Below are 14,885 nucleotides of genomic sequence, written 5' to 3'. Positions count from 1 at the left end.
ACGCTGGGAATGCCCTTTCTGGACGCCCGTATCGGGACGAACCAGCTCAATATCGGGTTCCGCGTCAGCGGGCCGACCGTCGGACAGTAAACACTGTCGTGACGGACAGGGGACCCCGCACCGCCGGAATATCGTGCGGTGGATCTTCTCCGCCGGCCGGGGGCGCCGGGCACGGTCGGTGACCGGCCGGGTGACCACGTGTGAAAGGGGAATTCCTCTTGTCACGGCGGTGATAAACCCGGCTTTGGTGAATGTGACCGCGAGCCGATATCGCGCGCCGACTACCATCGGGTAGCTTGGCGATCATTGCCGGTCACCGGGGGCGCTCCAGACACAGCCGTCCGGCCGACGCGGCCAAGATCCGCCGATGGCGCCCACCCGTACGCATTGCTCGGGGCCCGTCCGGCCCGTCCCCCCGGGAGAATGATCAATGGCATTGGGCTCGCTGCTTCCCGAACTCCTGCCCGGCGGTTCCGGCCGCACCCCGCTGATCGAGCGGGCGGCGAGGTGGGCGCAGGAGAAGCCGGACGCCCCCGCCTACACCTTCGTCGACTACTCGGCCGCCCCGGCGGGTGCGCACACCACGGTGAGCTGGGCCGAGACGGACCGGCGCGCCCGTGCCATGGCGGCGACGCTGCGGCAGGTCACCGGGCCGGGGGAGCGGGCCGCGCTGCTGCTGCCGCAGACGCTCGAGTACATGATGACGATGCTCGGCGCCATGTACTCGCATGTCATCGCGGTGCCGCTGTTCTCGCCCGACCTGCCGGGGCACGCCGACCGGCTGATCGGCGCCTACACCGACGCCGAGCCCGCGGTGATCGTCACGATGCGCAACGCCCTGCCGCATGTGGAGAAGTTCCTCGCCGACCACGACGTCCCGCAGCCGAAGGAGATCGTGTTCGCCGAGGAGATCGACCTCGCGCTGGCCGACCGGTGGGAGGGCGAGCCCATCGCGTTCGACGACCTCGCGTACCTGCAGTACACGTCGGGGTCGACACGCCGTCCGGCCGGGGTGGAGATCACGCACGGGAACGTGACGGCGAACGCGGCGCAGTTGTGGGTCGGCTGGGCGCCGGACAGGCCGAACCCGGAGCTGGTCAGCTGGCTGCCGCTGTTCCACGACATGGGGCTGATCGCGACGATGGCGATGCCGCTGGTGCGCGGCGACCACGCCATCTACACCGACCCCGTCTCGTTCATCATGAACCCGGTTCGGTGGCTTGAGCTGATCGCGGAGCGTCCGGGCAGGAACGTGTACACGGCCGGGCCGAACTTCGCGTACGAGTACGTCGCGTCGACGGCGTCGCCGGAGAAGATCGCGGCCCTGGACCTGTCCGGGCTCACGGCGTGCCTGAACGGCGCGGAGCCGATCCGCACCTCGACGCTGTCGATGTTCGCGGCGGCGCTGGCGCCGGCGGGGCTGCGTCCGGGCGCGCAGGCGCCGGGCTACGGGCTGGCGGAGGCGACGGTGTTCGTGTCCGCGGCGACCGAGGACGCCCCGCCCAAGATCATCTCCGTGGACCGGGAGGCGCTCACCCGGGGCGAGCTCAGGCTCCGCGCGGACGGCTCCGAGCTCGTGTCGTGCGGGCGGCCGTACGGGCAGCTCGTCGCGATCGTCGACCCGGAGACCCGTGTCGAGCAGCCGGACGGCAGGGTCGGTGAGATCTGGGTGCACGGGCCCAACACGGCGCCCGGCTACTGGCGCAACTCGGAGCGGAGCCAGGACACGTTCGGCGGCGAACTGTCCGAACCTGGGGACCTTCCGTCCGGGCCTTGGATGAAGAGCGGTGACTATGGCGTCATCCACGGCGGCGAGCTGTACATCACCGGCCGCATCAAGGACCTCATCATCGTCGACGGACGCAACCACTACCCGCAGGACATCGAGGTCACCACGCAGGAGGCGCACCCCGCGATCCGTCCCGACCACGTCGCCGCGTTCGCGCTCACCGGGGAGGAGACGGAGCGGCTGGTGATCGTCGCCGAGCGCAACCGGCGTGTTCCGCTCGGACGGCTGGACCCGGACGAGGTCGAGGCGGCGGTGCGCGGCGCCGTCAACATCGAGCACGAGATGAGCGTCCACGACTTCGTGTTGATCGAACCGGGTGGCGTGTCGCGCACGTCCAGCGGAAAGATCGCACGTGCGGCGACGCGGCAGCGTTACCTGGACGGCGGGCTGCCGACGACGGCGGCCCGGCTGGCGTCCCGCAAGTAGCCGAGGCGGCCCGACGGCCGCGACGAAACAGGAGGATCATGCTTTCGGGGCTGGGGCGTCTCATCCACCGGCGACGCTGGGCCGGCCTGGTGCTGATCCTGGTGCTGACCGGGGTCGGGGGCGCATGGGGCCTCGGCGTGTTCGCCAAGTTCAAGGAGGGCGGCTTCGAGGACCCGAACGCGTCCTCGACGCTCGTCGCCCGGCTGGGCGCGACCTACTTCGGCAGCACCAACCCCGACGTCCTCGTCCTCTACACGAGCGACTCCATGACGGTGGACGATCCGCGCTACGAGGCGAGCGTCGTCACCACGGTGGCGCGGCTGCCGAAGGCGCAGGTCGAGGAGATCATCTCGTACTGGTCGTTCGACAGTGAGGCGGCGCATTCGTTCGCCTCCCACGACCGGCGGTCGACGTTCGTCGCGGTGAAGCTGCGCGGCAAGGACGGCGCGGCCAAGGCCGAGAACTACCACGCGATCAAGGACCGGCTGTCGGCGCCGGGGCTCGATGCCCGGTACGGCGGCAGCGTGCCGCTCGGCGAGGAGTTCGGCAAGCAGGTCGTCGCCGACATCGTGCGTGCCGAGCTGATCACGGCGCTGCCGCTGCTGATCCTGCTGATGATCCTGTTCGGCGCGTGGATGGCGTCCCTCCTGCCGATGGCCGTGGCGATCTTCTCGACGGTCGGCGGGCTGGCCGTCCTGCACGTGGTGACGTATGTCGCGGACGTGACGTCCTTCGCCCTGGAAGTCGTCACGATGATGGGCGTCGGCCTGGCGATCGACTATTCGCTGTTCATCATCAGCCGTTTCCGTGAGGAACTGGAGCGCGGCATGTCCGCGCAGGGGCTGCCCCAGGGCAAACCCTGGAAACGGGAACGCGACCCGGAGGCGCGCAAGGCGGCGAAGAAGGCCCACAAGACGGCGCTGGAGCCGATACGGGAGGCGGCCTTGGCCGCCACTATGGCGACCGCGGGCCGCACCATCATGGTCAGCGGCGTCACCGTGTCGGCCGCTCTCGCCGGGCTTCTGCTGTTCCCGCAGATGTTCCTCCGGACGATCGGGCTCGCGGGCATAGCCACCGTCATGGTCGCCGTCTTCGGCGCCACGGTCCTCCTCCCGGCGCTGCTGGCGCTGCTCGGCCCGCGTGTCGAGATCGGACGCATGCCGTGGCGGCGTCCCACGTCCAAGCGCGCGCAGCGCGACCCCCAGAGCGGCTTCTGGTACCGCCTCGGCCACAGCGTGATGAAGCATCCGCTGCCGTACTTCGCGATCGTGCTCGTCATCCTGGGCGTGATGTTCGTGCCGTTCTTGAACGTCCAGTTCGGCAGTGTGGACGCCCGCGTCCTGCCCAAGGACAGCCCCACCCGGGCCGTGGTGGAGACGGTCAAGAGGAACTTCCCCAACGGGTCCGCCGAGCCCATCGACGTCGTCGTCTCCGGAGACCTCATCCCGCGCGACTGGAAGCCCGCCAAGAAGGGCGATCCCATCCCGCCCTACCTGGAGGAGTTCAGGCAGCGCCTGGGCGGGCTTCCCGGAGTCACCGAGGCGCAGTACACCGGCTACTCCGGCTCGTACGGGGGCGTGCGCATCTCCGTCACGCACAGGTACGAGCCGATGGACCAGCGTGCCCAGGACCTCGTCACCGAGATCCGCGGGATGAGCCTGTCGAAGGACGGCTATCCGATGCACATCGACGTCGGCGGCAGCACGGCCGCGCAGATGGACCTGATGTCCAGCCTGATGCGCACCTTGCCGAAGATGGCGTTCACCGTCGGGATCGCCACGTTCATCCTGCTCTTCATGTTCTTCGGGTCGATCGTGCTGCCGCTGAAGGCGATCGTGATGAACGTCCTGTCGATCGGCGCCTCGTTCGGCGCGATCGTGTGGGGCTTCCAGTACGGGCACCTCGCCGGGCCGCTGAACTTCACCCCGACCGGCGGCGTCGAGGCCACCAGCATGATCCTCATCCTCGCCGTCGTGTTCGGCCTGTCGATGGACTACGAGGTCTTCCTGCTCAGCCGCATCCGCGAGGAATGGGACCTCACGCACGACAACCGGCGGGCCGTCGCGTCCGGCATGCAGCACACCGGCGGCATCATCACCAGTGCCGCGCTGCTGTTCCTCGTCGTCATCGCCGCGTTCAGCATGGCCGGCATCACGGTCGTGAAGCTGATCGGGGTCGGCATGTTCGTCGCGGTCGTGGTGGACGCCGTGCTCGTCCGGTCGCTGCTCGTCCCGGCGACGATGCGGTTCATGGGCGGGGCGAACTGGTGGCTGCCGGGCTTCCTCGCGGGCCTGCACGCCCGGATGGACCTGCGCGAACGCAGTGCCCTGGCCCCGGCGGGCGGCACCGCGGCACCGCCGCGCCTCCCGGCGGAGCAACCGTTCCCGTACGCGCTGCACTGGGAGGACGCGCGCCCGGTGGACGCGAACGAGGCGTTCCGGCCCGCCGCGCAGCCCGCGCCCGCGCCGGGCGCCACCGGGCTCGACGGGCACGCCCCCGCCGACGGCGCGCCGTGGCGGCCGTGGGCGGACGGCCCGCCGCGGCCGAGGCCGCCGCAGCCGCCGCCCGCCAGGCGGGCGATCGTCCCCGCCCCGGACGGCTCCGGCTGGCGCTGGGGCGAGGCGGAGGACTGACCGCGCTCAGCGCGGCAGCGCGTCGATGATCTGCCGCGCGCGTCCGACGCCGTCCTCGGCCCGGATGCGCCGCCCGATCTCGCTCGCGCGCTCGGCCATCTCCCGATCCTGGACGGCCTGCCGGATCTTCCGCGCCAGCCGCGGCGCCGTCAGCGCGCGGAACGGGAGCGGTGCCGGCCCCGCGCCCAGCGCCGCCACCCGCTCGCCCCAGTAGGGCTGGTCGCCGAAGAACGGGCACACCACGGCCGGCACGCCGGCCCGCAGTCCCGCCGCGGTCGTCCCGGCGCCGCCATGGTGGACGACCGCCGCCGTCCGGGGGAACAGCCACGCGTGCGGGACGTCCCGGACGGCGTGGACCCGGCCGTCCGAACTCGCCGGATCGCCCTGCACGACGCCCCGCACCCCGGCGAGTTCCAACGCCGCCCGCACGGTCCGGCCGGTCGCCTCGCCGTCCTTCGGGACCATGCTCCCGAACCCGACGTACACCGGTGTGGGGCCCGCCGCGAGGAACTCCGCCAGTTCCCCGGGCGGCTCCCACTCGTCCTCGTCGAGGAACCAGTACCCGGTCAGATGGACGTTCGGCCCCCAGTCCCCGGGCCTTGGCACGACGGTCGGGCTGAAGCACGCCAGCACCGGGCCGTCCGGCCTGCGGCCCCGCAGCGGCAGCCGCGGCAGCCCCAGCGACTCCTCCCGCCACGGATTGATGAACGGCCGCGACAACTGCCACGCGATCTGGTCGACCGCCCGGAAACTCGCCCGGTTCCCCCACGAGCCGAGCGACCGCGGGACGAACGGATGCGGGAACGCGCCCGTCGGCTCGCTCGGCTGGAAATGAATGAGCGCCCACGGCACACCGAGATGCTCACCAATGTGCCGGGGGAGGAATCCGAGGGTGGGCCCCAAGATCAGATCCGCGCCCTTGCACGCGTCCGCGCACTCCGCCAGCAAACGCTCGGCCATCGGCCCGATGACGCGCTTGAACCCGCCGAGGAACTTCACCGGATTACGCCCCCCGGCCAGCAGCCGCTGCCCGGCGTCGGATTCCAGGATCTCCGCCGGGTCGGCCGTCAGCGGCGCCAGTTCCAGCCCCGCCGCGACGGCCATCGGCGAGTACCGGGCGCTCGCCACGAGCCGCACCTCGTCCCCGCGCGCCCGCAACGCCCGCCCGAGCGCCACGCAGGGCTGGATGTCCCCCCGCGACCCGGCCGCGAAGATCACGATTCTGCTCACGGTGCCTCCCACCCGGCGTCACCGCGCGGGATGCCCTGCGGCCCGTCCGCCCGCTCCTCCGGCACATAGGGCTCGTACCACCCGTCCGGCGGGGCGGGCCGTTCCCCGGGCCGCTGCTCGCCGCCCGCGCCCAGGCCCGGCTTCACCGGCGGCACGTCCCGTGGCCCGCGCACCACGCCCGATCCATCGGTGTCCGCGCGCTGAGCCGGTCCGGACGCCGAAGGCCGCGATGAGCGCGGCTCACCCTTGCGGGCGGGGTGGTCGTGCTCCGGGGATTCGGGCGGTGGCTCGGCGGGAGGCGCCGGCCAGGGGGAGGCGGGGGATTCGCTGTTCCACCGGGTGGGGGTGTCGTCCGGGGGCTTGAGGGCGGTGTCGGTCCACCAGTGGGGGCCGGGGGCGCGGACACGCTCGTCCCGTGCGAGGTCGTCCTCCCAGGTGAGGGGGAACGGGAGGGGGACGTTGGGCGGGGCGGCGCTCGCGACGGCGACCGGGGCGGGAAGGGGGCCGGACGCGAGGAGGGCGGGGACCGGGTCGCGCGGTGGCCCGGCGGGATCGTGCTTCGGGCGGTCCGGGATCACCGGGGGCCTCTTGCCGTGCTTCGGGCCCAGCCAGCCGCGCCGGCTGGGGAGGGTGATGCCGCTGACCAGGCCGCCGATGAGGACGAGGACGGCGCCGAGGATGAGGCCCGAGGAGGTGCCGATGCGGAACTTCTCCAGTTCGGCGGCGCTCGCGCCCTCGTCCGGGATGGTGTGGACGAACAGGCCGACGATGGCGATGCCGAAGGCGCCGGACGCCTCGCGGATCACGTTGATGACGCCGCTCGCGACGCCGGCCCGCTTCTCCGGGACGGCCTTGAGCACGTACATCACGAGCGGCATGCCGAGGGCGGCCCCGGCGCCGATGAGCATGACGCCCGGCATCAGGTCGGCGTAGCCGTCGCCGATCGTCAGGGTGGAGAACAGGACCATGCCGAGGCCCATCAGCGCCATGCCGGCGCCGATCGCGGGCCGCGGGCCGATCTTGGCGGCCATCAGGAAGGCCACCGGGGTCAGCAGGAGGATCACGATGGCCGGGGGCAGCATGACCATGCCGGCCTTGGGCGGCGAGAAGCCGAGGAAGCGCTGCAGGAACGGCTGCGAGTAGAACATCATGCCGTTGAAGCCGATGCCGTAGAGCATCTGCGACAGCAGCCCGCCGGTGAAGACGCGGTTGTGGAAGAACCGCAGGTCGATCATCGGGTCGGGGGCCCAGCTCTCCACCACGACGAAGCAGACCAGCGCGATCGCGCCGAGGGCGAAGACGCTGAGCACCGACGGGTCGGCCCAGCCGTGCCTGTTGCCGGCCTCCAGCCCGTAGATGAACGCGAACAGCATCGTCGCGGAGATCAGCACGCCGGGCAGGTCGACGCGGGCGTGCTTGTTCTCGCCGTGCCCGGTGAGGACGAACATGCCGAGCAGGATCACCAGGATGCCGGGCACGATGTTGATCAGGAAGATCCAGCCCCAGTGCCAGTGCTGGACGATGATCCCGCCGATCGCGGGGCCGAGCGCGGTCGCCCCGGACGCGGCGCCGATGAAGACGATGTTGCCGATCGAGCGCTGCCTGTCGTTCCGTCCGACGGTGACCATCACCTGCGTGGCGGGCAGTGCGAGCGCGGCGCCGGCGCCCTGCACGATGCGGGCGAGGATCAGCACCTCGGAGCTCGGCGCGAGCCCGCACACGGCGGACGCGGTGGTGAAGACGGCCATGCCGGCGGTGAAGGTGAGCCGGCAGCCGTAGACGTCGGTGAGCCGCCCGCCCATGATCATCAGGCAGGAGAACATCAGGATGTAGCCGGTGGCGACCCAGTCCTTGGCCGAGGACGACATGTCGAGGTCGGCCATGATGGTGGGCAGGGCCGTGAAGACCACCGTGTTGTCCATGGTGGTCATGAACGCGCTGACGGCGACAACCGCCAGCGCCCATCGGTATCGGCCCCGGGTCAACAGTCCGTACGGCGAGGGTCCCGCACCGCCGGGAAATCCGCCGCTTCCCCCTAAAAACAGTCGTCGCTGCTGTTACTGATGGTTGACATCTTGTTACTCGGCCATGACTCTAGGTCGTGTTTTCTCAACTATCCCATCAGGCCACATTGGCTACTCCGGAGTCTTGTCATCACCGTGACAAGGCCCCGGTGAGAAAAGTGGCCTGGATGCGCATCGTGAACAGGTCAGCGTGGGACAAAGTGGTCCCTTCGCTTCGACGAACGATCCCGGTTTCTTGGGGGGACCCCAGCGCATGCAGAGCAACGATCGTTCCGGAGCCGCGCAGGACGACGCGCAGGATGACGCGCAGGACGAGACTCGCATCGGTGAGGAGCCGATCCGCCGGCATCTGATCGAGCAGATCGCGCGCCGCTCCAGGACCGTCGCCGCCGAAGTCGATCCCGACCGTCCGCTTGAGGAGTTCGGGCTGGCGTCCCGGGACGCGGTCGCGATCGCCGGTGAGCTGGAGCAGCTGCTGGGACGCTCCCTGCCCGCCACCCTCGTCTGGGAACACCCCACGATCAACAAGCTGGTCGCCGCGCTGGCGGGCGGCGGCATCGGGCCGGAACCGGCCGCGGGGGAACCGGAGGCCGGGCCCGCCCGCCCGGCCGCGCACGACGAGCCGATCGCCGTCATCGGCATCGGCTGCCGCTTCCCCGGCGGCGACCGCGACCTGACCGGCCCCGCGGACTACTGGCGTTTCCTGACCGGACGCGGCGATGCGATCCGCGAGGTGCCGGACGGCCGCTGGGCCCCGTTCGACGACGGCTCGCCCGAGGTCGGCGACCTGCTCGCGCGGACGACGCGGCTCGGCGGTTTCCTGGCGGACGTCGCAGGGTTCGACGCGGGGTTCTTCGGCATCACCCCGCGCGAGGCCGCGGCGATGGACCCGCAGCAGCGGCTCGTCCTCGAAGTGGCGTGGGAGGCGTTCGAGCACGCGGGCATCGGGCCGGCGTCGCTGCGCGGCAGCCGCACCGGCGTGTTCGTCGGCGTGTCGGCGCCGGAGTACGCGGCGTTCACCGCGTCCGACCTGGCGTCGCTGGAGCCGTTCACGGCGACCGGCGCGGCGCTCGGCATCATCGCGAACCGGCTGTCGTACCTGCTGGACCTGCGCGGCCCCAGCATGATCGTCGACACGGCGTGCTCGTCGTCGCTGGTCTCCACGCACCTCGCCGTCCAGGCGCTGCGCGCCGGTGAGGCCGACGTGGCGCTGGCCGGCGGCGTGAACCTGCTGCTGTCGCCGGCCGTCACGATGACGTTCGACCTCGCGGGCGGGACGGCGGCGGACGGGCACTGCAAGGCGTTCGACGCGTCCGCCGACGGCATGGTCCGCGCGGAGGGCTGCGGCGCCGTCGTGCTGAAGCGCCTGTCGGACGCGGTGCGCGACGGCGACCGGGTGCTCGCCGTGGTGCGGGGGTCCGGCGTCAACTCGGACGGACGCTCCAACGGCCTGGTCGCCCCCAACTCCGACGCGCAGCGCGCCCTGCTCCGCGACGTGTACGCGAGGGCGGGCATCGGCACGCGCGACGTCGACTACGTCGAAGCCCACGGGACGGGAACGTTCCTGGGCGACCCGATCGAGGCCAAGGCGGTCGGCGAGGTCCTCGGCGCCGGACGCGACGACGGTGCGCCGCTGCTGCTCGGCTCCGCCAAGTCGAATCTCGGGCACATGGAGTCCGCGGCGGGCATAGCCGGGCTCATCAAGACCGTTCTCGCGCTGCATCACCGGGTCATCCCGCCCAGTGCGCACTTCAAGGAGCCCAACCCGCACATCCCGTTCGATGAACTGCACCTCGCGGTCGTCTCGGAGGAGACCCCGTGGCCCGATAGGGGGCACCCGGCGCGTGCGGGTGTGTCCGGGTTCGGTTTTGGCGGGACTAACGCGCACGTCCTTCTGGAAGAGGCTCCTTCGCAGGAGACGACCGTCCAGCCGGCCGCCGTCCGGACGTTCCCGCTGTCCGACACGAGCGACGACCGTGTCCGCGACCACGCGGCCCTCCTCGCCGGGTGGCTCCCGCCCCAGGACGTGGAACTCGCTGACATCGCCCGTACCCTGCACCGGCGTGCCGGCCGGGGACGAGCCCGCGCCGCCGTCGTCGCCAGGGACCGTGCAGGCTTCCTCGAAGGGCTCACCGCCCTCGCCGAAGGCCGTCCCCACCCCGGTGTGGTGACGGGTACCGCGCTCGGTGCGCCGGGCCGTCCCGTGTGGGTCTTCTCCGGGTACGGCGCTCAGCGCGCCGGCATGGCTCAGCGGCTCCTTGAGGAGGAGCCCGCGTTCGCCGAAGCCATCGACGACCTGGACGGCATGTTCGCCGAGGAGGGCGGCCCCGACCTGTGGGCGCTGCTCGAAGAGGGCGGCAAGCCGGACGGGCCGGCCGACACCATGCCGGTCCTGTTCGCGATCCAGCTCGGCCTCGCCCGCATGTGGCAGGCGTACGGCGTCACGCCGGGCGCGGTCATCGGCCATTCGATGGGCGAGGTCGCGGCGGCCGTCGTCGCCGGCGCGCTCACCCCGCAGGACGGCGTCCGCGTCATCTGCCGCCGGTCCCGCCTGCTGACGCGGCTCGTCGGCGGCGGCGCGATGGCCGTGCTCGGCGCGTCCGCCGGCGAGGTCGCGCGGCTGGCCGGCGGCCTGCCCGAGGTGTACGCGGCGGTGCACTCGTCACCGAGGCAGACCGTCGTGACCGGCGACGCCGGCCAGGTCGCCGAGATCGTCAAGCGCGCGGAGGCCGAGGGACGCCTGGCCCGGATGGTCCAGGCCGAGGGTGCCGGGCACTCCCCGCAGGTCGATCCGCTGCTGCCCGAACTGCGCGAACTCCTCGCCGGGGTCGGCGCCGAGCCCGGCGCCCCGCTCGCCGGCGGCATCCGGCTCTACACCACCGCCCTCGACGACCCCCGCGCCTACCTCGCCTCCGGCGCGCCGCTCGGTGCCGAGCACTGGGCCGCGAACCTGCGCAACGCGGTCCGGCTCACCGACGCCGTCTCGGCCGCCGCCGAGGACGGATACCGGACGTTCATCGAGGTCAACGCGCACCCGATCCTCGCCCACGCGGTCGGTGAGACCCTCGACGGGACGGGCGCGCTCGTCACCCACACGCTCAAGCGGGCACCGAAGGGGCAGGAGACCGACGACACGCTGACGTTCCACGCGCAGCTCGCCACCCTGGCCGCACACGGCCATCCGGTCGCGGCCCCCTTGGACGGGCGCGTCATCGACGTCCCGCAGTCGCCGTGGCGGCACGAACGGCACTGGGTCGACCTGTCGGCCCGCACGTCCGGCCGGAGCGACGAGCATCCGCTGCTCGGCGCGCACGTGGAACTCCCCGGTGAGGACCGGCACGCATGGCGCGCCGACGTGGGCCTGGCCGCGCAGCCGTGGCTGGACGGGCTGACCGTCCACGGCCTGCCCGTGCTGCCGGTCGCCGCGTTCGCGGAGATGGCGCTCGCCGCCGGCGCGACCGTGCTCGGCACCGAGGACGTCCGCGTCAACGGCCTGTGGGTGGAGCGTCCGCTGGCGCTCGCCGACCACACGACCGTCACCACGACGTTCACCGAGGCGGAGCAGCGGGTGGAGGTGCACGCGCTGACACCGGCGGGCACCTGGGTGCGGCTGGCCAGTGCCGACGTCGGTGCGGACCACCGGGCACCGGCGGGCGCCGAGCCGGGGGCCGCCACCGAGATCGCGGGCGCCGAGCGCGGCAGCCGCCACTACCGGCTGCACCCCGAGGTGTTCGACCGCTGCCTGTCCGTCCTGTCGGACGAGGCGGCGGCGCTCACCGGGGCCGGCGGCGTGTGGACGGCCGAGACGATCGGCAGCCTGCGCGTGTACGGGCCGACGCACCGCGGCGGGCACGTCCGCGCGGCGGTCGTCCGGGACGACGAGGGCGTGACCGGCTCGCTCACGCTGCTGTCGGCGGACGGCGGGCTCCTCGCCGAGGCGACCGGCATCGTCCTCCGCCGGGTCGAACGCCCCGACGTCCCCGTGCCGCTCACCGGCAAGCTGGTCGAACTTGCCTGGGACGAGTCCCCCCTTCCCGAAACCGGGACGGCGGGCGGCGGGACGTGGCTGGTGCTGTCCGAGGAGGACGACCCGCTCGCCGCGGCGGCGGCCGCCGGGCTGGAGAGCCGCGGCAAGGCCGTCGTCCGGCATCGGGTGACGCACCGTCCACCGGACGGCCATCCGGCCATGGACGGGCCGGTCGAAGGCGTCGTCCTCGTCCCGCCCGCCGACCTGGTCGATGAGGACCTGGTGCTCGCCGTCGCCGGGGTGAGCCGCTCGCTCCCCGACGGCCCCCGCCTCTACGTCGCGACCCGCGGCGCCCTGCCCCTGCACGGCGGGGAGGGCCTGCCGGGCCACGGGTTCGTCAGCGCGCTCACTCGCGTCCTCGCGTTCGAGCGCACCGCCCAGCGGGCGACCCACGTGGACGTCGACCGTCCGCAGGACCTGGTCGCGGAACTTCTCGCCGGCGCCGATGAGCGCGAGGCCGCCTGGCGCGGCGGCACCCGGTACGCGGCGCGCCTCGCGCGGGCAGTCCTCCCCGAGCCGCCGCCGCGCGGGAAGCGGATCGTCCGGCGCGGCGGCGCCTACGTGATCACCGGCGGCTACGGCGGCATCGGCCTGGTCACCGCGCGGCTGCTGGCCGAGCGCGGCGCGGGACGCATCGTGCTGTCCGGGCGGAGCGGCCCGGACGCCGACGCCGAGAAGGTCATCGCCCGCCTCCGCGAGGACGGCGTGGACGTCGGCGTCGTGCTGGGCGACATCGCGCGGCCGGGCACCGCCGAACGCCTCATCGGGGCCGCGCAGGAGGGCGGCACGAGGCTGCTCGGCATCGTGCACGGCGCCGGTGCCATCGACGACCGGCTGATCGCCGACCTCGGCCCGGACGATCTCCACCGGGTGTGGACGGCGAAGGTCGAGGGTGCGCGCCGGCTCAGCGAGGCCGCCTGGGACCTCGATCTCGACTGGTTCGTCACGCATTCGTCGGCCGCCGCGCTGCTCGGCTCGCCCGGCCAGGGCGGCTACGCCGCCGCGAACGCCGCGATCGACGCCCTCATGGCGTACCGGCGCGCGAACGGCCGCCCCGGAACCACCATCAACTGGGGCACCTGGTCACAGGTCGGCGGAGCCACCGAAGCGTCCGTCACCGTCATCGACCCGATCAGCCCGGCGGAGGGCGCGGAGGCGCTCGAAGCGCTGCTCGTCCACGGCCTGCCGGCGGCGGGCGTGCTCCGCTTCGACCCCGGCACGGCCGTCGCGCTGTTCCCCGAGATCCGGAACATGCCGTACTTCGCCGCGCTGACCGAGGCCGCGGGCGAGGCCGGGGCCGATGACGCCGGCGACTGGCCCGGCGTGGAGGCGCTCGCGGACCTGGACCCCGGCACCGCCCGCAAGCTGATCGCCGCACGGGTCAGGCACCGGATCGCGACCGTCCTCGGGTTCGATCCGCGGCGCCTGGACCCGGCCGTCCCGCTCACCGACCTCGGCCTCGACTCGCTCGTCGCCGTCCGGATCAAGAGCGGTGTCGAGCACGACCTCGGGCTGACCGTCCCCGCGTCCGTGCTGCTGCAGGGCGCCAGCGTCAACGTGTTCGAGGAGTGGGCCGCCGCCGAACTCGGCCTGCCGGACGCCCCGGCGCCGACCGCCGTCTCGAACGCCGAATCCGGATATGTCATGCCCCGCGATGCGGCGGAGCGTCTCGCGGCCCGCATCTTCGAGGACGTCCTCGGCCTCGACCGCGTCGGGGTCACCGCCGGCTTCTTCGCCGACCTCGGCGGCCGGGAAGACCAGGCCGACCGGGTCGTCGCGCTCGTCGTCGCCGAACTCGGCACCGAGGTGACCCGCGGTGAGCTGTTCGAGGTGCCCACGGCGGAGCACGTCGCCGAGTTCATCCGGGCCGCGGACGAGGAGGCCGCGCGGCAGACCGTCCGCCCGCTCAAGCCGTCCGGCACCCGCCGGCCGATCTTCATCGCGCACCCGGCCGGCGGCACCACCGCCTGCTACCGGCAGCTCATCGACCTGCTCGGCGACGACCAGCCGGTGTACGGGCTGGAGCGGTTCGAGGACGCGCCGCCGGTCGAGGAGCGCGCCGCCCGCTACGTGCGGCACCTGGTGGAGGCACAGCCGGAGGGCGCGTTCCGGCTCGGCGGCTGGTCGTTCGGCGGGGTCCTCGCCTACGAGACCGCCCGGCGGCTCCGGCGGGCCGGACGCGAGGTCGAGTTCGTCGCGCTGTTCGACGCGGGGCTCCCGCTGCCGGTCGAGGACGAGTCCGACACCCTCGCCCGCCGGTTCTCCGCGTTCACCGACTACATCAACGAGACGTACGGCCTGGACGTCGCCCTCGACTACGAGGAACTGGCCGGCCTGGACGAGGAGGCGCAGTTCGCCCTCGTCATGGAACGCGCGGCGCCGCTCGTGGACCACATCCCCCCGGCGGCCCTCACCCACCAGCTCACCTCCCACCAGGACACCCGTTCCCTGGAGGCGTACAAGCCCGGGCCCTACGACGGGCACGTCATCCTGTACCACGCGCCCGAGGAGACCCCGTGGGCCGTCCGGGATGCCCGCTATGTGCTCGACGGGACCAACGGTTTCGGCGGGCTCTGCTCCGACCTGGAGATCGTCACGATCCCCGGGGCGCACCACCTCAACCTGCTCGACCCGCCGGGTGTGGACGTTCTCGCCGCGCACCTGGAGGACCGGCTGGCCGGACGGCGGGAGCGCGACGCCGTCCGTACGCCCACCACGGCCCGCTGAGGGCCCGCCCACGACACCGTCGTTCCACG

5 protein-coding genes are annotated in these 14,885 nt (G+C 72.7%); 3 read left to right on the top strand and 2 right to left on the bottom strand.

The genetic code is table 11. The annotated features are described in order from the left end of the window. Window positions 1–430: 430 nt before the first annotated feature. The gene (locus ACQP1N_RS33170) at window positions 431–2,215 is read left to right on the top strand and encodes a fatty acyl-AMP ligase (protein ID WP_067807896.1); all 1,785 of its coding nucleotides are present in this window, start codon (window positions 431–433) and stop codon (window positions 2,213–2,215) included. A gap of 38 nt (window positions 2,216–2,253) precedes the next feature. Continuing rightward, on the top strand, window positions 2,254–4,848 hold the full coding sequence (locus tag ACQP1N_RS33165) for an MMPL family transporter (protein WP_433228219.1): 2,595 nt from the start codon (window positions 2,254–2,256) through the stop codon (window positions 4,846–4,848). Between the two features lie 6 nt (window positions 4,849–4,854). Here ACQP1N_RS33165 and ACQP1N_RS33160 read toward each other — a convergent pair whose 3' ends face one another. Together ACQP1N_RS33160 and ACQP1N_RS33155 are read right to left on the bottom strand one after the other, a co-directional pair. Beyond that, complete coding sequence (locus ACQP1N_RS33160) at window positions 4,855–6,078, bottom strand: glycosyltransferase (protein WP_433228217.1); 1,224 nt, start codon at window positions 6,076–6,078, stop codon at window positions 4,855–4,857. Next, window positions 6,075–8,000 (bottom strand): MFS transporter, encoded by a 1,926-nt coding sequence (locus ACQP1N_RS33155; RefSeq protein WP_433228215.1) that lies wholly within the window; start codon window positions 7,998–8,000, stop codon window positions 6,075–6,077. The genes ACQP1N_RS33160 and ACQP1N_RS33155 overlap by 4 nt, the downstream gene beginning before the upstream one ends. A 355-nt stretch (window positions 8,001–8,355) precedes the next feature. On the opposite strand from ACQP1N_RS33155, the gene ACQP1N_RS33150 reads away from it, so the two are divergent. Beyond that, the gene (locus tag ACQP1N_RS33150) at window positions 8,356–14,856 is read left to right on the top strand and encodes an SDR family NAD(P)-dependent oxidoreductase (protein ID WP_433228214.1); all 6,501 of its coding nucleotides are present in this window, start codon (window positions 8,356–8,358) and stop codon (window positions 14,854–14,856) included. Window positions 14,857–14,885 lie beyond the last annotated feature (29 nt).

This window comes from Actinomadura formosensis, from assembly GCF_050948385.1.
Taxonomy (GTDB): domain Bacteria; phylum Actinomycetota; class Actinomycetes; order Streptosporangiales; family Streptosporangiaceae; genus Spirillospora; species Spirillospora formosensis.
Note: the sequence above shows the minus strand (reverse complement) of the source record. Positions and strands in the feature narration are given on the sequence as shown.

Excerpts from the sequence above, each read along its gene's own strand:
- ACQP1N_RS33165 (WP_433228219.1), top strand. The coding sequence starts at position 2,254 with ATGCTTTCGGGGCTGGGGCGTCTCATCCACCGGCGACGCTGGGCCGGC.
- ACQP1N_RS33170 (WP_067807896.1), top strand. The coding sequence starts at position 431 with ATGGCATTGGGCTCGCTGCTTCCCGAACTCCTGCCCGGCGGTTCCGGC.
- ACQP1N_RS33150 (WP_433228214.1), top strand. The coding sequence starts at position 8,356 with ATGCAGAGCAACGATCGTTCCGGAGCCGCGCAGGACGACGCGCAGGAT.
- ACQP1N_RS33155 (WP_433228215.1), bottom strand. The coding sequence starts at position 8,000 with ATGGACAACACGGTGGTCTTCACGGCCCTGCCCACCATCATGGCCGAC.